Annotated in this window: 21 protein-coding genes; 2 read left to right on the top strand and 19 right to left on the bottom strand. The window is 43.9% G+C overall.

Translation table 11 applies throughout. The features are described from left to right. From MHI23_RS06260 to proG, 4 genes are all read right to left on the bottom strand, one after another. Complete coding sequence (locus tag MHI23_RS06260; protein ID WP_041085074.1) at window positions 1–963, bottom strand: ABC transporter permease; 963 nt, start codon at window positions 961–963, stop codon at window positions 1–3. After that, the gene (locus MHI23_RS06255) at window positions 960–1,895 is read right to left on the bottom strand and encodes an ABC transporter permease (protein WP_342492384.1); all 936 of its coding nucleotides are present in this window, start codon (window positions 1,893–1,895) and stop codon (window positions 960–962) included. Before MHI23_RS06255 ends, MHI23_RS06260 begins: the two co-directional genes overlap by 4 nt. 18 nt (window positions 1,896–1,913) lie before the next feature. Beyond that, window positions 1,914–2,738, bottom strand: coding sequence for a M55 family metallopeptidase (locus MHI23_RS06250; protein ID WP_041085075.1), 825 nt, complete (start codon window positions 2,736–2,738; stop codon window positions 1,914–1,916). 189 nt (window positions 2,739–2,927) lie between these two features. Further along, window positions 2,928–3,752: a pyrroline-5-carboxylate reductase ProG gene (gene proG / locus MHI23_RS06245; RefSeq protein ID WP_342492383.1), complete on the bottom strand. Its 825-nt coding sequence runs from the start codon at window positions 3,750–3,752 to the stop codon at window positions 2,928–2,930. Between the two features lie 168 nt (window positions 3,753–3,920). Here proG and MHI23_RS06240 point away from each other — a divergent pair, with 168 nt between their 5' ends. Further along, window positions 3,921–5,207 (top strand): trypsin-like peptidase domain-containing protein, encoded by a 1,287-nt coding sequence (locus MHI23_RS06240; protein ID WP_342492382.1) that lies wholly within the window; start codon window positions 3,921–3,923, stop codon window positions 5,205–5,207. Between the two features lie 32 nt (window positions 5,208–5,239). Here MHI23_RS06240 and MHI23_RS06235 read toward each other — a convergent pair whose 3' ends face one another. Next, window positions 5,240–6,196, bottom strand: a complete 957-nt coding sequence (locus MHI23_RS06235) for a ring-cleaving dioxygenase (RefSeq protein WP_342492381.1) — start codon at window positions 6,194–6,196, stop codon at window positions 5,240–5,242. A gap of 329 nt (window positions 6,197–6,525) precedes the next feature. On the opposite strand from MHI23_RS06235, the gene MHI23_RS06230 reads away from it, so the two are divergent. Beyond that, window positions 6,526–7,851, top strand: coding sequence for an amino acid permease (locus tag MHI23_RS06230; protein ID WP_041085079.1), 1,326 nt, complete (start codon window positions 6,526–6,528; stop codon window positions 7,849–7,851). Window positions 7,852–8,025: 174 nt separating this feature from the next. Here MHI23_RS06230 and MHI23_RS06225 read toward each other — a convergent pair whose 3' ends face one another. From MHI23_RS06225 to cysA, 14 genes are all read right to left on the bottom strand, one after another. Continuing rightward, window positions 8,026–8,355 carry a hypothetical protein gene (locus tag MHI23_RS06225; RefSeq protein WP_024426788.1) on the bottom strand — a complete coding sequence of 110 codons (330 nt, stop codon included), beginning with the start codon at window positions 8,353–8,355 and terminating at the stop codon, window positions 8,026–8,028. 63 nt (window positions 8,356–8,418) lie between these two features. Next, on the bottom strand, window positions 8,419–9,375 hold the full coding sequence (locus tag MHI23_RS06220) for a sugar-binding transcriptional regulator (RefSeq protein WP_024426787.1): 957 nt from the start codon (window positions 9,373–9,375) through the stop codon (window positions 8,419–8,421). Window positions 9,376–9,468: 93 nt separating this feature from the next. Next, the gene (locus MHI23_RS06215; protein ID WP_087975559.1) at window positions 9,469–10,254 is read right to left on the bottom strand and encodes an SDR family oxidoreductase; all 786 of its coding nucleotides are present in this window, start codon (window positions 10,252–10,254) and stop codon (window positions 9,469–9,471) included. Next, window positions 10,232–10,933 (bottom strand): SDR family NAD(P)-dependent oxidoreductase, encoded by a 702-nt coding sequence (locus MHI23_RS06210; RefSeq protein WP_229137058.1) that lies wholly within the window; start codon window positions 10,931–10,933, stop codon window positions 10,232–10,234. Before MHI23_RS06210 ends, MHI23_RS06215 begins: the two co-directional genes overlap by 23 nt. Before the next feature lie 25 nt (window positions 10,934–10,958). Further along, window positions 10,959–12,341 carry a dihydrolipoyl dehydrogenase gene (lpdA, locus tag MHI23_RS06205; protein ID WP_087975561.1) on the bottom strand — a complete coding sequence of 461 codons (1,383 nt, stop codon included), beginning with the start codon at window positions 12,339–12,341 and terminating at the stop codon, window positions 10,959–10,961. Window positions 12,342–12,353: 12 nt separating this feature from the next. After that, entirely contained in the window at window positions 12,354–13,679 is a 1,326-nt protein-coding gene (locus MHI23_RS06200; protein ID WP_342492380.1) for a dihydrolipoamide acetyltransferase family protein, read from the bottom strand. A 17-nt stretch (window positions 13,680–13,696) separates the two neighbouring features. Beyond that, window positions 13,697–14,692: an alpha-ketoacid dehydrogenase subunit beta gene (locus MHI23_RS06195; RefSeq protein WP_342492379.1), complete on the bottom strand. Its 996-nt coding sequence runs from the start codon at window positions 14,690–14,692 to the stop codon at window positions 13,697–13,699. Between the two features lie 16 nt (window positions 14,693–14,708). Continuing rightward, entirely contained in the window at window positions 14,709–15,692 is a 984-nt protein-coding gene (pdhA, locus tag MHI23_RS06190; protein WP_024424949.1) for a pyruvate dehydrogenase (acetyl-transferring) E1 component subunit alpha, read from the bottom strand. A 180-nt stretch (window positions 15,693–15,872) separates the two neighbouring features. Beyond that, window positions 15,873–16,904, bottom strand: coding sequence for an alcohol dehydrogenase catalytic domain-containing protein (locus MHI23_RS06185; RefSeq protein ID WP_311165241.1), 1,032 nt, complete (start codon window positions 16,902–16,904; stop codon window positions 15,873–15,875). Continuing rightward, window positions 16,901–17,347, bottom strand: coding sequence for a hypothetical protein (locus MHI23_RS06180; RefSeq protein ID WP_024426781.1), 447 nt, complete (start codon window positions 17,345–17,347; stop codon window positions 16,901–16,903). The genes MHI23_RS06185 and MHI23_RS06180 overlap by 4 nt, the downstream gene beginning before the upstream one ends. A 60-nt stretch (window positions 17,348–17,407) precedes the next feature. Further along, window positions 17,408–17,686 (bottom strand): PTS sugar transporter subunit IIB, encoded by a 279-nt coding sequence (locus MHI23_RS06175; RefSeq protein ID WP_003212259.1) that lies wholly within the window; start codon window positions 17,684–17,686, stop codon window positions 17,408–17,410. Window positions 17,687–17,705: 19 nt separating this feature from the next. Continuing rightward, window positions 17,706–19,079: a PTS transporter subunit IIC gene (locus MHI23_RS06170; RefSeq protein WP_024426780.1), complete on the bottom strand. Its 1,374-nt coding sequence runs from the start codon at window positions 19,077–19,079 to the stop codon at window positions 17,706–17,708. Between the two features lie 53 nt (window positions 19,080–19,132). Continuing rightward, window positions 19,133–19,600, bottom strand: a complete 468-nt coding sequence (locus tag MHI23_RS06165) for a PTS sugar transporter subunit IIA (protein ID WP_056766231.1) — start codon at window positions 19,598–19,600, stop codon at window positions 19,133–19,135. Between the two features lie 240 nt (window positions 19,601–19,840). After that, window positions 19,841–20,572 (bottom strand): sulfate ABC transporter ATP-binding protein, encoded by a 732-nt coding sequence (cysA, locus tag MHI23_RS06160; protein WP_024424953.1) that lies wholly within the window; start codon window positions 20,570–20,572, stop codon window positions 19,841–19,843. Between the last annotated feature and the right edge of the window lie 5 nt (window positions 20,573–20,577).

The raw sequence follows: 20,577 nt of genomic DNA, 5'->3' as shown, positions 1-20,577 counted from the left end.
TCACCTCTTCATCTTTGGATCAAGTGCATCTTGCAAGCCATCACCTAAATTGTTAAAGCAAAACATCGTGAGTGAAATAAAAAATGCCGGGAAAAATAAACGCCACCAATGTCCATTGTCTGACAGCACAGTCGGCAAAGCGTCATTAGCCATCACACCCCAGCTTGCAAACGGCGCTTGAATACCTAAACCGAGAAAGCTTAGGAACGCTTCAGCAAATATCGCGGTCGGCACAGTGAGGGTCATCTGGACAATAATCGGCCCCATCGTATTCGGCAGCAGGTTGCGGCGAATGATCCGCAGGCTTTTGGCACCAAAGGTTTTTGAGGCAAGGACATATTCCTGGCTTTTCAGCTGAAGAACCTGACCTCTCACAATTCTTGCCATTCCAATCCATCCGGTGACAGTGAGCGCTACAATAATGGTGACTAGCCCTGGCCCCATGAGCACCATCAATAAAATGACGACGAGTAAATAAGGAAGTCCGTAGAGCACCTCGACAATCCGCATCATGACATGATCATAGCGTCCGCCTTTATAACCGGCTATGCCCCCATAAATCACACCGATGGCAAAATCAATCAGGGCTGCCATGACGCCCACAAATAACGAAATGCGTGCTCCGTACCAAGTACGTGTGAACACATCTCGCCCAAGCTCATCTGTGCCGAACCAGTGAGCAGCCGAGGGCGGCAGATTTTGCATCGAAAGACGCTGCTCTGTCACACTATTTGGCGCAAGCAATGGGCCTAAGATTGCCATGACAAAAAGAAAAATCAGGACCGATAGACTAAACATCGCAAGCTTATTTTGCTTCAGCCGCCTCCATGTATCAGCCCAATAGGAAAGAGAGGGTCTTTTAATGGCATGGGCTTCCGTTTTCTTTTGCTCTCGAGGAGAAAACCATTCGTCCGGGACTTCAGGATGCCTGTTCGGTGGATCATGCTGAAGGTGTATACTCATGCCTTTCCTCCTTTCTGATGCAGCTGAATCCTCGGATCAAGAAGACGATACGCCACATCGACAATGAAGAGAAGTGTGATTAAAATAATGCTGTAAAAAACAGTGGTTCCCATGATGACAGGATAATCACGGTTGTTAATGCTCTCGACAAAGTATTTTCCCATTCCAGGAATGGCAAATATTTTTTCAATGACAAAACTTCCTGTTAAAATACTTGCGACAAGTGTTCCAAGAATAGTTACAACGGGTAAAAGTGCATTCCGAAGCGCATGTTTAAATACAATTTTAAAGGGAGAAAGTCCTTTTGCTTTGGCCGTACGGATATAGTCTTGCGACAGCACTTCAATCATGCTCGATCTCGTTAACCTTGCGATAATGGCCATTGGTCCGACAGCAAGGGCGATTGTGGGCAGCACCATATGCATTGGACTTGTCCACATCGCTGTAGGAAAGAGCTTCAAATTGACAGCAAGCTGCTGAATTAATATGGTAGCAAAGATAAAGTTTGGAATGGATATACCGAAAACAGCAATGGTCATAGCGATGTAATCAATCAAACCATTATGCCGGAGGGCAGCCATGACCCCTAGCAGAATGCCAGAGATGACAGCAATCAATATTGAGATAAGACCAAGTTCTAATGAGACTGGGAAGCCTCTCGCCAATAGATCATTGACACTTTCAGAAGGCTTTTTAATGGAAGGACCAAAATCAAAGGTAACAATGGATTTTAAATAGATGACATATTGAACATAGAGTGGCTCGTCTAAGTGATAGTAGCTTTCGAGGTTTCGCTGGACGGTTTCGTTTGTATTTCGTTCTTCATTGAAAGGCGATCCTGGGATGACCTTCATTAAAATAAACGTTAAAGTCGTAATCGTTAAGATCGTGGCAATCATCGCAATAAAACGCTTGAGCAAAAAGCTGGCCATCTGCTGTCTCCCCCTCACTTAACAAAATGTTGTACGTGCGGCAAGCTCTGTCATGACAAGCATCGCTTGATAGGCTTCTAATATATTCTCTGCTTGGTACGTCACCGTCGTTGTTCCTTCTATGATGGCAGTACCCGGCATTAAATTCGCCCATTCAGCTTGTCCATAGTTGGCAAACTCAATTTTAAGCAGCGGCTGATCAGGAGGCGTCAGCGGCTTCATTTGATCAATCTGTGTCATCGCGGCTTCCACTTGCTGCGAGATTTGTTTATTGACTTTGGCAGGAGGTAAGCATTTCACAGCAGATCTTGAGATGGTCTCTTTCACCGCTACTGTTTTCACACCAGGCATCAGCTTTTCTGCCTCTAGTGCTGCTTGATCATCCCCGCAAACAAGAATCACTGGAACACCATAGTAGCCTGCAACATACGCATTAAAGCCCATTTCACCAATTGGATGATCATTTATGTAAAAATGTCTGACCCCAAAAATCATACTGTGCGACATCACACCTTTCATTGATGCTCTTGCATGATAGCCTAAAAAAACAGCTGCATCATAGGTTTGATCCAACCCTTGCACCATTGAATAAGGCTTTACATCACCTGATATGAGAACTGCCTCTTCATGCAGCTCTTCGATCAAAAGATTATTCATTTTAGAATGACTGTCATTCACCAAAATGTCGGTGGCACCATGCTGAATAAGCGCTTCTACACAGGCATTCACTTCACCTGTCATAATGCGTCTGCCCCGCTCATAGTTATGCTGGCGTGAATCAACAAATGTATGATCAGCTAGACCAGTAATTCCCTCCATATCGACAGATAGATAGAGCTTCATTCCCATCCCCCTTTAATTAAACATAAAATTTGTGTATATTTTTCTAAATTTTCTAAAAAATTATATGAGAACTTGATTGATTTTTCAATACAATGTCCGAAAATAAGGAATTTAGGCTCAGATAATACAGGTCAAAAGACTATTTTAGAAAGGATTTTTTTAACAAATAAAACACCACTAACTATGTCTTTAGTGGTGTTTATCCGCTTCATTGATCTGCGATTTCAGCTGTTCATATTTCTTTATGGTTTGTGTAAATAAATCATCAAACATCTGAGGTGCCTGCTGTTGAATGACCTCAGCACCTTCTCCTGTAATTCCCCCTTTTGTCGCCACTCTATCGACAGTTTCAGCAAAGGTGAGGCCTCGTTCTACGAGGATCTGGCCTGTCCCTAAAAGGGCATACGTTAAAAATTCATTCGCTTCCTCCAAGGAAAGATCACTATTTCTCACAGCCGCTTTCGCCATTTCTTCAAACAGAGCAGCGATAAAACCAGGAGATGAGCTTGTCAAATTGCTCGCCGCATCAAACCGGTCTTCCTCTACCTCCCTGACGATGCTAAAAGCTGAAAGCAGACGGTGTAAACGCTCTTTTTCCTCACGCCCTGCGGCTGCACCATGCGCAACAAGGGATACGCCTGTGCCAACAGCTGACGTGAGTGTTGGGATGTATCTAGACACTGGCTGTGTTGTATGCGCTTGTAACTTTTCTAATGTCACAGCTGCTGCTACTGACACAATATGTAACGCTCTCGCTGCGGAAGGCAGCTGATCTAGAACATCTAGTACAGCAAGCGGCGGCACGCAGACAAACAATATATCACATGACGCAGAAAGTTCGTCTAATGAACAAATGCTGATTTCTTTGTGCTTTTCTTTAAGCTGATGCAGGTGTTCCGTTTCACTTCTTGTATGGATCATGATTTGATGAGCATCTAGTACCCCATTTTCCAGCCACTTTTGCACCATCATCTCAGCCATACTTCCATATCCAATAATTCCGATTGTTTCCACAGTTTAAACTCCTCTATTTGCTAAGATTCACTACTTATTTTAACAATTTCCCACAATGTTTTCATTTTTATCCCACACTTTTTTCTTACGATAAAATCAGTCACCACCACATAAGGTAAAACACATTGAACACATACATGAAAAAATCAATGAAAGAGAGTGATTCGGATGACTCACAAAGATGACAAACAAACTATTGAACAACCTCAAAAACAGAAGAAGCCAAATGGCTGGTTTAAGCCATTCGTCAGCGGTGTTGTGGGCGGTACATTAGCGTTAGGCGTGTACGTTCTTACGCCATATGCTCAGCATTCATCAGACAGCAACGCAAATGATTCAGCAGCGAAAACAGAAGCAGTATCGACAAATCACACGAATTCGTCAAAAACAACAGCCATCCAAACATCAAATTCATCAAACAGTATTTCCAGCATGGTCGAAAATGTATCACCAGCAATTGTCGGCATTACAAACTACCAAGCACAAACTCAAACAGACACGAGCTTTGGCGATTTCAGTACCCCTTTCGATGAATCACAGCAAAACAAAAGCAGTCAAGAGGAAAAAACCGGTACAGGCTCAGGAGTGATTTTCAAAAAATCAGGCAATAAAGCCTATATCTTAACAAACAACCACGTCATTGAAGGGGCAAACAAACTCACCGTATCCTTACACGATGGTAAAACCATTGAAGGAAAACTGGTTGGAGCTGATCCGCTCACTGACCTAGCCGTTGTGGAAATTAGCAGCAGTCATGTGACGAAGGTGGCGGCATTAGGCAATTCCTCCTCACTGCGTGCTGGAGAAACTGTCATTGCAATCGGAAACCCGCTTGGTGAAGATCTTTCAAGAACGGTGACACAAGGAATTGTCAGCGGTGTCGACCGAACAGTCTCTATGAACACATCAGCAGGCGAAAGCAGCATTAATGTCATTCAAACAGATGCGGCCATTAATCCAGGTAACAGCGGCGGCCCGCTTCTGACGACAGACGGAAAGGTTGTGGGGATCACGAGTATGAAAATCTCTGAAACAGGTGTGGAAGGCATTGGGTTCGCGCTGCCAATCAATGATGTCAAACCAATCGCTGATCAGCTTCTCGCAAAAGGAAAAATTGAACGTCCATATATCGGTATCAGTATGCTGGATCTCGAACAAGTTCCAGATGTGTATCAGAAAGAAACACTCGGACTTAAAAGCAGTCAGCTCGATCAAGGCGTGTATGTCAAAGAAATCGCCGCTGGCTCACCTGCCGCCAAAGCAGGCTTAAAGTCAGAGGATGTCATTACCGCCATCAATGGAAAACAAATCAAAACTGGCAGCGAATTACGTCACGAGCTATACACGAATACAAAAGTAGGAGACACCGTGAGCATCACCCTCATTCGAAACGGAAAACAAGAAACGAAACAGGTCACATTAACACAATCTGAATCTAAGCAGATCAGTTCCTAATGAAAAAACAGCTCAGTTGATGAGCTGTTTTTTTATGACGACTGAATTGGCGTTAATCTTTGTTCAATTTCTGCTCGTTTATGCTCTAGGAACGGCGGAAGGGCTAATTGATCACCAAGTTCGTCCACCCCTTCATCCACTGTAAACCCAGGGCCATCTGTTGAAATTTCAAATAAAATACCATTTGGCTCTCTAAAGTAAAGAGCTTTAAAATAAAAACGTTCTACAACACCAGAGTTCGTAAAGCCTGCTTTTGATATTTTTTCATACCATTTTTCAAGCTCTTCTGCATCCTTCACACGGAATGCGACATGATGCACACTTCCTCTGCCGGAACGTTCAGAAGGCCCTTCTGTTTTTTCAATCACATGAATTTCTGTTCCAGCACCGCCATTTCCTGACTCAAAAATGGTCACGATCTCACCATCATTTGATTGTTCACGTGCTCTTTCAGTGAAACCAAGGATGTCTGTTAAGACACGGATCGTCTTATCAGCTTCTGCAACGGTTAATTCAACTGGACCTAAACCTCTAATTGCATACTCTGCAGGAATATCGAGATGCACTGGCGGTGATCCTTCTTCTTGTGCGTTCGGTTCTACTGTTAAAAACAGCTGCTGCCCTTCTGGGTCTTTAAAACGTAAGGCAGGTCTTCCGCCTCTCAAGGAAGCTGTTTCTTGCTGTACGCCTTTATCTTCAAACCGCTTTTCCCAAAACGTGAGTGCCTCTTCAGAAGAAACGAGAAGGCCTGTGCTTGTGATCGCATTTGTCCCTTCCAAACGGCGGGCAAGCATTGGAATCTCAAAGAATGTAAGCTCTGTTCCTGGTGAAGCGACCTCATCTCCATAAAACAAATGATACATAGATGGGTCATCCTGATTGACTGTTTTCTTTACAAGTTTCAAGCCAAGAATTTGGCGATAGAAATCAACATTCTTCTGAGCATTGGCTGTTAACGCAGATACGTGGTGAATCCCTTTGATTTTCATTATTTTCACTCCTATTTTAAATTATCTCGAATTCGAGATAATATCCTTATGAATAAAATAGTTCATTTTTCAAGAAAAGTCAACCATTTAACTGTACGTTTACTGGATGTTCGGTTTCCGGTCATTAAATTAACATTAAATCGAAAATAATCTTTCATTGTTCGTTTTTAACACTACATTTACCCTAATATCTCCAATAAACGAACACTTTCAATTACAAATACGAAAATCAGAAAATTTTTTTAATTCTTGTTTTCCTAAAATCGTATTACAATGAACAAAATACATGTCACAGTAACGTACGAAAGTGATGCAGGAGGTCGTGTGTAATGAACAAAGAACAACCAGCGTTAAAACAAGACATCGGCTTATTTTTCGCCCTATCTCTTGTCATCGGGACCATTATCGGATCAGGCGTCTTTATGAAGCCAGGCAACGTCCTTTCCTATTCAGGGAGCTCAGACATCGCCTTATTCGCTTGGCTGTTAGGTGGAATCTTAACACTTGCAGGCGGACTGACAGTCGCTGAAATTGGTACACAAATCCCGAGAACCGGCGGTTTGTACGCCTATCTTGAAGAAGTGTATGGTGAATTTTGGGGCTACTTATGCGGCTGGGTGCAGATTATTATTTACGGACCCGCCATCATTGGTGCACTTGGTCTTTATTTTGGTTCATTATTAGCCAATTTATTTTCCCTTTCGGCTTTGTGGTCTACAACGATCGGCATTATCACCGTTTTATTTTTATGTATCATCAACATCATGGGAACAAAATACGGCGGATTTGTTCAGGGGCTGACCACTATTGGAAAGCTTGTCCCAATTGCCGCTATAATTGTGTTTGGCATATGGAAGGGTAACGAAAACATCTTGATGGCTGTCAACGATAGTATCGCTCAAATGAACTTCGGTGCAGCGATTTTGGCTACGTTATTTGCTTATGATGGCTGGATTTTACTTGCTGCGCTTGGAGGAGAAATGAAAAACCCTGAGAAACTGCTTCCTCGTGCGATGGCAGGCGGAATTTTAATTGTGACGGCTTGTTATCTCTTTATAAATGTCGCACTTTTGCACGTGCTGCCAGCTGATCAAATCGTCCAGCTAGGTGAAAATGCGACGAGCACTGCTGCTACCATGCTCTTTGGACCAATTGGCGGGAAAATCATTAGTATTGGGATCATCATCAGCATCTTTGGCTGTTTGAACGGAAAGGTTCTTTCATTCCCTCGTGTGATTTTTGCGATGGCAGAACGAAAGCAGATTCCTTTCGCCAACGCGATTTCCCGTATTCACCCTACGTTTAAAACACCTTGGATCGCTGTATTTGTGCAAATTTTGATCGCCATTGTGTTTATGATCGTCAGTAATCCCGAGAAGCTGTCTGAAGTATCGATTTTCATGATTTACATCTTTTATGTCATGGCCTTTTTCGCCGTCTTTAAGCTGAGAAAACAAAACAGCGGAATGAAGCGTGCGTACAGTGTACCACTTTACCCACTGACACCAATCATTGCGATTATCGGTTCATTATTCGTCTTAATCAGCACCATGATCACCGATTGGAAAAGCTGCCTGATCTCCATGTTGATCGGAATGGCTGGACTGCCTATTTATTATTATATGAAAAAAACACAAAATAAAGCAGAGCACTAAGCAGTGCTCTGCTTTTTTTCCTTCTTCTCAGCGTAATAGAAAACCTTTGTAGTCTAGGAAAGACGAGTACCGGAGCGGAGAAAATGTGACATTCGTGAGCACAGGAACGGAGGACTGACAAAAAATGCGAGGGTTTGCCTACACGCTGAAGCAGAGCGCTAAAAGGTCTCTGCTTCATTTTTTATATTGTTTGATCACTTTGTATGATTCGTTTAAATATCTCATGAGCCGGTATGGCTTACTAAGCACGCGGATTGGGAGCCTTGAGATAAATCCATTCAGGTTCGACTTATATTCCTGCGTGATCCGCTTTGGCTTTGTCGCTATTTTCTCGTATACTTCCTTGTAAAATTCCTTCATGATGTCGACTTGCACACTGATCTTTTGATGACACTCTGTACACTCAACGCTTTTCATCTGATCATTCACATAAACGATGCTGTGGAGGGTCTCTTCTTGGCACCGAGTACAGTGTAGGTTTGCTTCCATTTCGGTTTTCTTCAAGATACACAGCTCCTTTCTCGTTTGATGTTGCTCTTGTTATACCATTCGAACGCTGCCAGCCTTTTATTGAACGGATGCTTCCTTTAAAATGGCTGCCGCCGTTAGTTCGTCTGTCACCAGTACTTGGATGAAGCCGCCATTTAAAGCCCCTAAAATGCTCTCAGCTTTATGGGTTCCTTCTACAACAGCGATGACCGTTTTGACGCTCTTTAATTGTTCCAGCGATAAGCCAATGACCTTTTGATTCAGTTCATCTTGGACAGGTTTTCCTTCTCCATCAAAGAAACGAAAGCCAATATCACCGACAGCCCCTGATTGCCTTAAACCAGATAAGTCCTCTTCTTTTAAATAACCGACTGTTTTTAAAGTTGACCCTTTATGCGGGTTGCCAATACCGATGAGGGCAATATCCACATTTCTGCCTTCTTCAAGCACAGCTTCTATGTCCTGCATCGCCATAAGCCGTTCTTTTAATTCTTCTGTTTCTAAAATCGCAGGGGCATATAAATAGGAACACGTGCCGTTCATTTTCTTTGCCAGCTCATATGCCAGCTGATTGGCATGAATGTCGACCGCCTGCCTGCCCATTCCGCCCTCTAAAGGAATGACCTTCACATCGTTTCTTCGTTCAAACGGATATTCTTTGACAAGTTCAGCAAGCGTCGTGCCCCATGAAATACCGATTTTCTCCGCATCTTTCATGTTTTTAGACAAATAATAGGCGCCTGCTTGACCGACTGCCCGCTTCACCATCTCAGACATTGTCCCGACACTTGGGACAACGACCGCATCTGTTAATTGAAAGGTTGTTTCTAGCTGCTTTTCAAGTTCCACCGTATGAATGCTTTCGTCTTTAATGTACACTTCAACGATTCCCACATCTTTTGCTTTTTGTAAGAGCTTTGAAATGACTGGTCTTGAGACATTGAGCTTTTTTGCAATTTCCTGCTGCGTCCACCCGTCTGTATAATAAAGATGAGCAACTTTGACGAGCTGTCGTCTTTCTTCCCAATTCAGCATGTGACATCATCCTTTTAATATACTATGATTACCAGTATACCAAACATTCGTTTCCAATTGGAACAATTGTTATGAAAATGACAAAAAGAGCGATTAACTCTCCGCTCTTTTTCCCTCAGTATATTTTGGCTGATACGTTCTCCCTCCGTCTAACAGGATCATTTGTCCGTGCAAATAGCTCCCCTCGCGACGTGTGAGAAATAAAGTGAGCCCTGCGATATCCTCAGGTGTTCCTAATCTTCCGATGGGAATGAGTGATTGCAGCTGCCGTTTCTCCTCTACAGTAGGATAGAGCGTATCAAGCATTTGAGATTCAATTACGCGGGGGGCAATCACATTGATGCGTATTTGATGCGAGCCTAGTTCCTTTACGAGCGAACGCATCAATCCAAAAGCCCCTGCTTTTGATGCATAATATTGAATACCGCCGCCTGAGCCGGTGATTGCAGATCCCGATCCAATAATGACAACACTGCCTTCCTGCCGCTCACACATATAGGGTGCCAACGCTTTGATGCAATAGTAAAGACCATATAAGTTCACAGCCAGTGTCTTTTTCCAAAGTGAAAAATCGACTTCTAAAAAAGGCAGTGATTTTGTCATTCCTGCTGAATACACAAGGTGAGCAATACCGCCCAGCTCCCTTTCAGCTGCTGATATCATTTGCTGAACACTTTCCCACGATGAAACGTCAGCTTGAATAGTCAGCAGCTGAGGATACTGTGTCTTTAAGAGCGAAAGTCCCTTTTCGTCTATATCTGACACGGCGACTTGGTGCCCTTCTTTTAAAAATCGCTCAGTAATTTCTTTTCCGATCCCTTGGGCTCCGCCAACGATGAGAACTGGTTTTTGAACATTAGCCAGCACTCTCACCCCCATCAAGCATAATCGCCACGCCATCTGTAAATGCACCATAGGAGGTACTGAGGAACACCGTCATATGGGCCACAGTCTCCTTGATTTGCTCTGTATCAGGAAACAAATGGAGAGGCGGCGGCAGCAGCGCAAGCACCCGGATACCTTTGTCTTTAAATTCTCTCGCTAACCCTTTTGTCATGGCATTCAGCATAGAATTTGATGTAGCATGCGAGATCCCGCCATCACCTGTGATACTGCCTGATGACGATATATTAATGATGCAGCCTTGCCTCTGATCAACCATATGCCATACGGCGGCCTGACTGGAAAGAAAGACGGTATTCACAGCCGATTCCACTTCACCCACCCACTCATCAGGGCTCACGTCATCAAGTTCCGCGTCCGCTCCTTGCTCTGCTTGATTGACCAAAATATCCAGTTTACCGCATGTATCAATCACTTGCCTCAGCATCCGTGTGGCATCACGCGGCGTTTCCAACGGGTTCTGAATGATACTCGCTTGACCGCCCATTTTTTGAATGTCTTCACGAATGGTTTTAGCCTTTGACTCATCATGAAACGTGTGTAAAAAAACATGTGCACCTGCCCGGGCTAAAGCCAGGCAGATGGCTTCTCCAAATCCATCTGTGCTACCTGTCACAAGTGCCGCTTTCTGATGAAGCTGGACGTGCACATGCATCTCCTCCCTATCCCTTGTTTGGCCATTATTTTCTCAGCTTACTCACGATATCAAGTGCTACTTCATAAAAACCTTCTGAGATGGTCGGATGCGGATGAATCATTTTCGCCATCTCTTCTGCTGTTCCTTCTAAATACATAAAGGAGGAAGCTTCTGAAATCATCTCTGTGACGTGCGGGCCAACCATCGTCGCACCAATCACTTCACCATAGGCTGTATCGTATACCAATTTAATAAAACCTGTTTGCTCGCCTGCCGCTAGTGCTTTACCGCTTGCCGCTAAATCAAATCGTTCTGCCCGCACGTTAAGTCCTTTGGCTTTTGCCTCTTTCTCAGTCAGACCAACACTTGCTACCTCTGGTAATGTATAAATACATCTAGGCATGATATCAGCATTCATTTTTTCAGACACACCGCAAATATTACTGACCGCAACAGCGGCCTCTGCCATCGCTGCGTGAGCCAGCTGATAGCCGCCAGCGACATCCCCAACTGCATAGACACCTTCCACACTTGTCTGCATCTTGTCATTCACTTTGATAAAAGGACCATCCAGCTGAAGGTCAAGCTGGCTGACGGCAGATACACTAGGTCTTCTTCCTACACAAACAAGCAGTCTTTCAGCCGTAAAGATATGCGTCTCTCCTTTATCGTCTGATGCATGAACCGCTTTGACTCCTTCGCTTTCCGTCACCTCTGTCACAGTGGTTTTCTTCGCGATATGGATGCCTTTTTTCTTTAATTCTCTTTCTAGCAGCTTAGATGCTTCCTCATCCTCTTGCGGAATAATAGACGGAGCCGCTTCGATAATCGTGACTTTTGATTGAAGACTCTGGAAGATACAAGCCAGCTCAAGTCCAATGACACCGCCGCCAATGATGACGACAGAAGCCGGAATATCTGGAATGTCAAAGATCGTATCACTTGTGTCAAATTGAATGTCTTTAAGGCCCGGTATTGGCGGAATGGCAGGTGAAGATCCAGTAGCAATGATGAGTTCTTTCGTTTCGATCGATTCTGCCCCATCTTGCTTTTCAATCTCAATCCGGTGCTTTGCAACAGCTGTACCTCTGCCGTTATATACATCAATCTTTCCTTGCTTTAATAAAAAGGCAATTCCGCCTCTGAGCTTTTCAATGACGTCATCTTTGCGCTTTCTCATTTTATCGAAGGAAAGGACCAAATCACCTGTTTCAATTCCCCAGCTTTTCGCCTTCTCAATTGATTCAATAACTTCTGCATGTTTGAGCAGCGTCTTTGAAGGAATACAGCCCCGATTTAAACAAGTACCGCCTAGAAAATCCTCTTCAATCAATGCGACCTTCCGTCCACGCTCAGCTGCTTGAAGGGCGGCAGTATACCCGCCAGGCCCTCCGCCAATGACTGTCAGATCATACGTTTTCGTCATCCGATTCATCTCCTACATTAGCAATTCAAATGGTTGTTCAAGCACTTTTTTAAGATCTGTTAAAAAGGCAGCCGCTGGTGCGCCATCTACTACTCGGTGATCAAACGATAAACTAACGCCCATCATCGGCCGCACCTGAATTTCTCCATCTACTACAACAGCTTTTTCTTGAATGCGCCCAACCCCTAAGATCGCCACTTCCGGCTGATTAATAATCGGGGTAAAGGTATCAATGGCATACACCCCTAAGTTACTAATGGTAAAAGTGGACCCTTTCAGCTGGTCTGGCAGCAGTTTTTGGTCACGTGCGCTTCGGCCGATTTCTTTCGCCTCTTTTGTCAGCTGTTTTAACCCTTTTTGGTTCGCATGAGAAATGACTGGAACCATTAAGCCATCTTTTACAGCGACAGCGAGACCAATGTGCACATCATCATGGAAATGGAGCTCATTTTGTTCAAACGTCATATTGATCTGCGGGTGGCGCGTGAGTACGTTGCTGACCGCATGAATGATAATTTCTGTAAACGACAGTCTGTAGCCTGTCTCTTTTTCAATCGCTGGCAATAGCTGTTTGCGTATTTCTTTCGCTTTTGTCATATCGATTTCACTTGTTAATGTCACGTGCGGTGCTGTAAAGGCACTTTGTGACATCCTATCAGCAATCACTTTTCTCATGCCAGCTAGTTTTTGTGTTTTCGCTGGAGAAGACTCTGCTGTTTGTGCAACTGCTGCCGTTACATCACTCTTCATAATTTTTCCGTGTGCACCAGATCCAGCAACATTCGCTAAATCGATTCCTTCACGAGCAGCCACTTTTTCTGCAAGCGGTGACACGCGCTGCTCTTTCTCACTAGAGTGGACGGCCGCCTCGACGTCCCGCTTTTGAACTCTGCCATTAGGTCCTGTGCCAGATACCTCGTGAATCGCTACATGATGATCCTTTGCCGTTTTTCTCGCCGCAGGTGTGGCACGTACTTTTTCATTAGGTGTTTTTGGGGCTTCAGCAGAACTGGAAGAAGCCGCGTCTGATGAGGACGATTCGCTACTGCCTGTTGAATCTTCATCTGATTGTGCTGGCGGTTCGCTTGGCACATGTTCATTTGCCTCTCCGATGTATCCAATGACAGCATTGACTGGAATTTGATCATCGGCTTCATAATATTTCTTTAGAAAAATACCATCATCATAGGCTTCCACCTCAATATTGATCTTGTCTGTCATAATTTCAAAAAGAGGCTCACCGATTTCAACCGAATCTCCTTCTTCTTTAAACCATTGAAGCAAGGTGCCGACTTCCATCGTACTGCTCAGCTTCGGCATAAATATCTCTTTTGGCATGATCTTCTCCCCTTTACTTAAGAGCGCACAAGCTCTTTTGCTGCTTCAATAATATCTGGCACTTGTGGAATGACCGCTTTTTCCAGCGTCGGGTTGTATGGTATTGGGACCGCAAGACCGCCAAGTCGTTTAATTGGAGCATCTAAGAAGTCAAAGGCTTCACTTTCCGCTATCATACTTGCAATCTCTCCGCCATAGCCGCCTCGTTTTACCGCTTCATGAACGACGATACATTTACCTGTTTTCTTCACAGATTCGATAATCGTTTCTTCATCTAATGGGACAAGTGTTCTTGGGTCAATGATTTCAACATCGATTCCCTCTGCTTCTAGTTCCTTCGCCGCTTCTAACGCTTTGTGTACCATAATTGCTGTTGCTACAATCGTGACGTCTTTCCCGCTTCTTTTCACATCTGCTTTCCCTAGAGGAATGGAATATTGCTCTTCAGGCACTTCACCGATTGTTTTATATAAAAGCTTGTGCTCGTAGAAAATGACAGGGTTGTCATCATCCATCGCCGCTTTTAAAAGTCCTTTTGCATCATAGGCTGTTGAAGGCTGAACCACTTTAAGTCCTGGAATATGCGCCATCCACGCTTCTAAGCTTTGGGAGTGCTGCGCCGCTGCACCCGTTCCTGATCCTGCTGGTGTTCTTACGACAAGCGGCACCTTTCCTTTTCCGCCAAACATGTATCGTGTTTTGGCTGCTTGGTTCACAAGCTGATCCATTGCGATTGTGATAAAGTCAGAGAATTGAAGTTCTAAAATCGGACGCATACCAGTTAAAGCCGCTCCGACTGCCCCACCTGCGATGGCAGCCTCTGAGATAGGTGTATTGCGAACGCGCTCTGGCCCGAATTCTTCAATCATGCCGCGCGTGACACCAAAAGCACCTCCATATACGCCGATATCTTCACCTAAAATGAAGACATCTTGGTTTTCTCTCATTTCCTGACTCATAGCCTCTCGAACGGCTTCTAAATATGAAATCTCTCTTACTGTTGTTTTTGTCACGTGATTCCCCTCCTAATTAGGCGTATACATCCTCTAATAGTGTGTCAATTGACGGTTCTTTACTGTTTTTGGCGAATTCGACAGACGCTTCAATTTCCTGCTTTGCTTCTTCCTGTAAGCTTGCTGCCTGCTCTTCTGTCAAAACATTCAGTTCAATCAAGAGAGACTTAAAGCGTTTGATTCCGTCTTTTTGTCTCCACTCTGTCTCTTCTTCACGTGTACGATATTTTTTCGCATCACTCTTAGAGTGACCCTTCCAGCGGTACGTTTTCATTTCAATGAGCGATGGGCCTTCTCCCGCTCTCGCACGGCTGACTGCTTCATCAACTGTGTTCATAATTTCGACCATGTCATTTCCATCAACCGTTTTCCCTGGCATTCCGTAGCTTTCTGCTCTTGTTGAAATGTCTTCAATGTTGATCATTTCTTTCACAGGGCCAGACATGCCGTACTGGTTGTTTTCACAAATAAACACAACTGGTAAATCCCAAATAGACGCAAGGTTTAATGCTTCATGGAAGCTGCCTTCATTTGTGGCGCCATCTCCGAAGAAACAAAGAACAACAAAGCCTTCCTGCTTCATTTTAGATGTGAGCGCTGCACCTGTTGCCAGCGGGATACCGCCGCCAACGATTCCATTTGCCCCAAGATTTCCTTTTTCTAAGTCCGCGATATGCATGGAGCCGCCTTTTCCTTTACAATAGCCGGTTTCACGTCCAAACAATTCAGCCATCATTTTATTAACCTCGGCCCCTTTTGCAATACAGTGACCGTGTCCCCTGTGTGTGCTGACGATCTTATCTTTATCTTCTAATACGGCAATCGATCCAACAGCTGACGCTTCCTGTCCAACACATAAATGAGTGGTGCCATGGATAAGTCCTTTTGCAAAGAATTGATCGACCTTTTCATCAAAATATCTCACTAACCACATTTGTTTATATAAATCTGCTAATTTCTCATGACTAATCTGTTCAGGCAAAGTGATTTGTTTTTGCATTTCTTCTCTCCCCTTTACATTTGTTCTTATGTGTTACATTTGTAATTATCATACGTTTAAGTGTCATCGAAGTCAAGCATTTCTCTCTCATTTTTAAGCGTTTTCATCTTTTGTCAGAAAAAAAGAGAAAGGCAAAGCCCTTTTCCAAAGAACTTCTCTTTCTCTTTTAATCTCATACACTCATTCATCTGGATACATCATGATTTTGACGCTCTCACCCTCAGGATGCCTCGCACATTCTATCGCCTGAAGCAGCTGGCTTAACGGATAACGATGCGTTACCATCTTTTCAGTGTTGACCACTTTTGCTTTCAAAAGCTCAAGGGCTTCACGATAATGATATGGATGCGAGGAATAGGCTCCTACTACCTTCACTTCATCATTGAAAAATCGTTCAGCAGGAATGGCCACATCTCCCTTTGGAAAATGAGCAAACACCAAAATCGTCCCGCCTCGCGCTACAGCCTGAAACGCCTCTTTTAAAAGCGCACTGCTCCCAACAGAAATAATAACGAGGTCTGCTCCCTTTCCATCTGTTTCTTTCATCACCCGGTTTTCAACCGGCTCAGCTGCTGGATGGAAAGCCACATCTGCACCTAAGCTCCTCGCTTGCAGCAGCCTGTTCTCATTCACATCTGTTATCATCACTTTCCCAGCCAAATAATATTTGGCGAGCTGCAATTGAATACAGCCAATTTGCCCCGCTCCAAGGATCAATACGGAATCTCCTGGGTGAACAGGAGCTCGTTCAAACCCATGCAGACAGCAGGCTACCGGTTCTACCATCGCCCCTTGCTCATACGATACGTCTTTTGGAAGCTTGCCCATCGTGTGCTTGACATGCAAAGCAGGTACACGGATATATTCTGAAAACCCGCCCGGCTCTACATTTGTGGCTGTAAACTGCGGACACATCGTATAAAACCCCTTTTGACAAAAGTCACAGGTGAAACAAGGCACATGATGCGCCACATAAACCCTGTCTCCCGTCTGGACATTTGTCACACGCTTGCCGGTCTCGACAATATCACCAGCGATTTCATGCCCTAACACCGTCCCAGGAGGTACTGTCTCATGCGTTGCTTTGTAAATATCCGTTCCGCATAAGCCGCAGGCCCGCAGCTTTAACAAAACTTCATCATCACCGATGACTGGCCGGTTCCGCTCCTCATACCGAATGTCCTCTGAAGAATAAAAGACAGCTGATTTCATGTAGCGGCATCCTCCTTTTCATCACCCTTCGCAAAATCCTGCAGTGTTTGAACAAGCTGCTTGTACTCACTCATCTCACTGGATATCCAGTAGCGCCCTCCGAATATACGAGCTGGCCCCACCCTGACATAGACTTTCCCGATATGAGGATAAGGCTTTAAAAAAAGCTTTCCTTTAATATCAGAAACTGCATATGTGTGCCATCTGCCAAAAGCCCCTATCTTCAGTTGATCTTCACTAATGATGACGTTAGTCGGCTGGTTCAGTCCTGTAATACTAGAGAGCATGAGAATAGGCAGCGTATAAACGCCTAACACAGCTAACGGGTCAGGTCCTGCTGACCATAACGTATAAAGAGACCAGAGAAAAAACAGACAGATGAGCACAGCCGGAAGAAAAATAGACAACATTGCAGACGTTCGGCTATAAGCATGATGCTGCATGAGACTTCCTCCTTTCGATCACTAGAAGGAGCCGCAAAAGCTCCTCCATGCAATAACTCTCTACTTGATATGATCGATGATTTTCTCGATATCATCTTCAATACCAAATCCAGTTAAAAAGGATAATGTTTGAATCACAGGTGTCCCTTTTGTATCACTCACAGGCGTTGTTGTCACAATTAAATCAGCACCCTCCGCTTTTTGCGGGACTTCAGATGCCTTACACTGTTCCACGACGACATCATATCCTTTTTCCTTTAACGTTTCTTCTACCTTTTTAGCCACAACCGTTGATGTTGCAACTGCCGTTCCGCATGATACTAATATTTTCTTCGCCATTAGAATCCCTCCAGCTCATTTATTGTTCTTTTTGATCTAAGCCCATTTCTTTCGCATACTGCTTTTTAATATCATTTCGCACCCAGTACCATAGAAGCGCATAAGCCAAAGCACAGATAATCGCTGCAATAAAGTAAGGGTTGCTCGGATCAAGAAGTCTCACCATGATCCAAGGAATAACGTGAGAACCAAGGTCAATACCTGAAATCATGTTTGCCCCTTCTGGGAAATCAAAGCCGACTGCTTTCCCCATTGTTGTCGCAAGCGGTGCAAGGTTCGTTGCGATAAAGAAGACAATCATTAATGTAAAAATACTGTTAATAAGACCGCGAATAATATTTCCACGAGCGGCTGCTACTGCCCAGACAACTGTAAATGGCAGAACCGATAAGTCAGCAAACGGGAGCATGCCATTGTATGGCAGGACAACTGCGAGCAAAATCGTAATCGGCACCATTAAAAGGGCTACCGCCATATTCGCTGGATGACCAATCACAATCGCTGTATCTAAACCAATATAGACATTTTTCCCTGGGAAACGCTTTTGAATATAAGAACGAGCGCCCTCAGAGATTGGAATCAGCCCTTCCATTAATAGCGCAACCATTCTTGGCATTAAGACAAGAACTGCTGCCATTTGAATACCGAGCGTCATCACACCTTTTGCATCATAGCCGCCAAGAAGACCAATAATGATACCAAGTATGAGACCCATCACAAGCGGTTCGCCAAAAATGCCAAAGCGTTTCTTCAATGTTTCTGGATCAGCATGAATTTTGTTTAAACCAGGGATCTTATCAATGATGCGGTTTGACGCATACATGAGCGGGGCAAAGTTGACCGTTTCAGCATGAGCCATCGATACGCCTTTTAATCCGAAATGGTGTTCGATTGTCGGCGCCGTCCAATCGGCTAATTTTAGCGTGATCGCAGAGACGATCAAGCCAACAGCAAGAGCCAAGAACATATTATGATAAGCGTAGTAAGTAACAGAGGCTGCGAAAATCAAATGCCAGAAGTTCCAAATATCCACATTCAGCGTTTTCGTAAAGTTTACGGACAATAAGATGACATTTAATAAAAGCACAAGAGGAATCATGAGCGGGGCAACGGGTGTACCAAAGGATATGGCAGCTCCAATCGGCCATCCAACATCCAAAATATCGAGCTTTAGCCCAAGGGAATTAACCATGGCTTTTGCTGCTGGCCCAAGTCCGCTCACGAGCAAATTAATGACAAGATTGACACCGACAAATCCAATTCCGATCGTAATACCGGCCCTGAAGGATTTCTTAAAGCCCTGCCTTAAAATCATACCGAAAAGCGTCATAATAATCGGGAGCATAATAGTTGGTCCAAGGTCTAATATAAAATCGACGGCTTGCTTGATCATACATCCACCTCCTGAATTTTTCAGATAAAGCGCTTACATATTTTCGTGAATGGCTATTGGTTTAATTCTTGCCGAAGCACGTCAACTGCTTCTTCATAAGATGTCATGTGTGAGAGCTTTGTCATCACCTCTTCTTTTCTAAAAAGTGTCATCAGCTTCTCCAGCATCACAAGCTGTTTGCTAGGCTCAGAGATTGCTAGGACAAACACAATTTTGGCTTGCACTGTTTCATCAGGGCTTCCCATCTTATGAAAAATGACAGGTTCCTTTAAAGTAGCTACACTAATCGCTGGTTTGTTCACATGCTCAGGATCTGTATGCGGAATCGCTACCCCAAAGGCTGCCAGTGGAAGGCCTGTAGGATATGTTTTTTCTCTTTCAAGCACTGCTGGTAAAAAGCTCGATTTAATGTACCCTCCAGCTTCTAACCGCCCTGCTAAATATGTGGTCACCTCCTCTCTCGAAGATGCTTCGAACTGCAGCTTAATCAGTTGTTCATCTAACTCAAACAAGCTGTTCAAACAACCACCCCTTTCATTTGGTATAAATATGAACACATGTAACAAAAGAAAGAACATTTTTAGAATAGAACCTTTTATAAAGCGCTTACAATTATGAATTCTGAAAAATGTTCAATGCTGTTACCTTTGTAAAGATATTATAATATTCAAAATTATAAGTCAATGTCCCTAGGGAAATTTAAATAAAAAAAAGACGCAGTCATCACCGCGTCTCTTCCTTCTAATCTTCTATACTGCTTGTTAAATGTGGCTTCCTATATCTAAAAATTCAGATACAAATAGATTGTCTGTCTGCACTGCCATTTCTTCCTTTGTGCCAATTTTTTCGATTCTTCCTTCATTCATCACCACAACACGATCAGCAATATCGAATGCTTCTTCTTGATCATGTGTCACAAAAATGGTGGTCATTTGAAAGTCACGATGAACTTTTTTCAGCCAATGCCTTAATTCTTTCCTCACCTTTGTATCAAGTGCACCAAAGGGTTCATCTAAGAGGAGTGCCTTCGGCTGAACGGCAAGTGCGCGCGCCAGTGCCACACGCTGCTTTTGCCCGCCTGACAGCTGATCTGGATACCGCTGCTCAAACTGCGTAAGCTGAACAACCTCTAAAAGCTCATGTACCCGCTCTTTGATGTCTTTTTTAGGCAGTCTTTCTCCTCTAGGTTTCATTTTCAGCCCATATGCCACATTATCAAAAACCGTCATATTTCGAAAAAGCGCATATTGCTGAAATACAAAACCGATCTGCCGTTTTCGTACTGGAATGTGTGTGTAATCCTGATCTCCAAATAAAATCTGTCCGTTATTGGCATAATCAAGACCTGCAATGATTCTTAATAAAGTCGTTTTCCCAGAGCCAGATGGTCCTAGTAAAGAGATTAATTCACCATTTCTTATCGATAAATCCACGTTTTGCAAAACCTTTGTCTGACCAAATTGTTTTGATATTTGTTTTGCTGTAATCCCCAAGGCCG

The sequence above is a fragment of the Bacillus sp. FSL M7-0003 genome (genome assembly GCF_038628485.1).
GTDB lineage: Bacteria > Bacillota > Bacilli > Bacillales > Bacillaceae > Bacillus > Bacillus safensis.
Note: the sequence above shows the minus strand (reverse complement) of the source record. Positions and strands in the feature narration are given on the sequence as shown.

Coding starts and splice junctions, on each gene's coding strand:
- MHI23_RS06240 (WP_342492382.1), top strand. CDS start 3,921: ATGACTCACAAAGATGACAAACAAACTATTGAACAACCTCAAAAACAG.
- MHI23_RS06170 (WP_024426780.1), bottom strand. CDS start 19,079: ATGATCAAGCAAGCCGTCGATTTTATATTAGACCTTGGACCAACTATT.
- MHI23_RS06185 (WP_311165241.1), bottom strand. CDS start 16,904: ATGAAATCAGCTGTCTTTTATTCTTCAGAGGACATTCGGTATGAGGAG.
- MHI23_RS06250 (WP_041085075.1), bottom strand. CDS start 2,738: ATGAAGCTCTATCTATCTGTCGATATGGAGGGAATTACTGGTCTAGCT.
- MHI23_RS06175 (WP_003212259.1), bottom strand. CDS start 17,686: ATGGCGAAGAAAATATTAGTATCATGCGGAACGGCAGTTGCAACATCA.
- MHI23_RS06235 (WP_342492381.1), bottom strand. CDS start 6,196: ATGAAAATCAAAGGGATTCACCACGTATCTGCGTTAACAGCCAATGCT.
- lpdA (WP_087975561.1), bottom strand. CDS start 12,341: ATGACGAAAACGTATGATCTGACAGTCATTGGCGGAGGGCCTGGCGGG.
- MHI23_RS06215 (WP_087975559.1), bottom strand. CDS start 10,254: ATGGGGGTGAGAGTGCTGGCTAATGTTCAAAAACCAGTTCTCATCGTT.
- MHI23_RS06220 (WP_024426787.1), bottom strand. CDS start 9,375: ATGCTGAATTGGGAAGAAAGACGACAGCTCGTCAAAGTTGCTCATCTT.
- pdhA (WP_024424949.1), bottom strand. CDS start 15,692: ATGCAAAAACAAATCACTTTGCCTGAACAGATTAGTCATGAGAAATTA.
- MHI23_RS06180 (WP_024426781.1), bottom strand. CDS start 17,347: ATGCAGCATCATGCTTATAGCCGAACGTCTGCAATGTTGTCTATTTTT.
- MHI23_RS06210 (WP_229137058.1), bottom strand. CDS start 10,933: ATGCATGTGCACGTCCAGCTTCATCAGAAAGCGGCACTTGTGACAGGT.
- MHI23_RS06230 (WP_041085079.1), top strand. CDS start 6,526: ATGAACAAAGAACAACCAGCGTTAAAACAAGACATCGGCTTATTTTTC.
- MHI23_RS06260 (WP_041085074.1), bottom strand. CDS start 963: ATGAGTATACACCTTCAGCATGATCCACCGAACAGGCATCCTGAAGTC.
- MHI23_RS06200 (WP_342492380.1), bottom strand. CDS start 13,679: ATGCCAAAAGAGATATTTATGCCGAAGCTGAGCAGTACGATGGAAGTC.
- MHI23_RS06255 (WP_342492384.1), bottom strand. CDS start 1,895: ATGGCCAGCTTTTTGCTCAAGCGTTTTATTGCGATGATTGCCACGATC.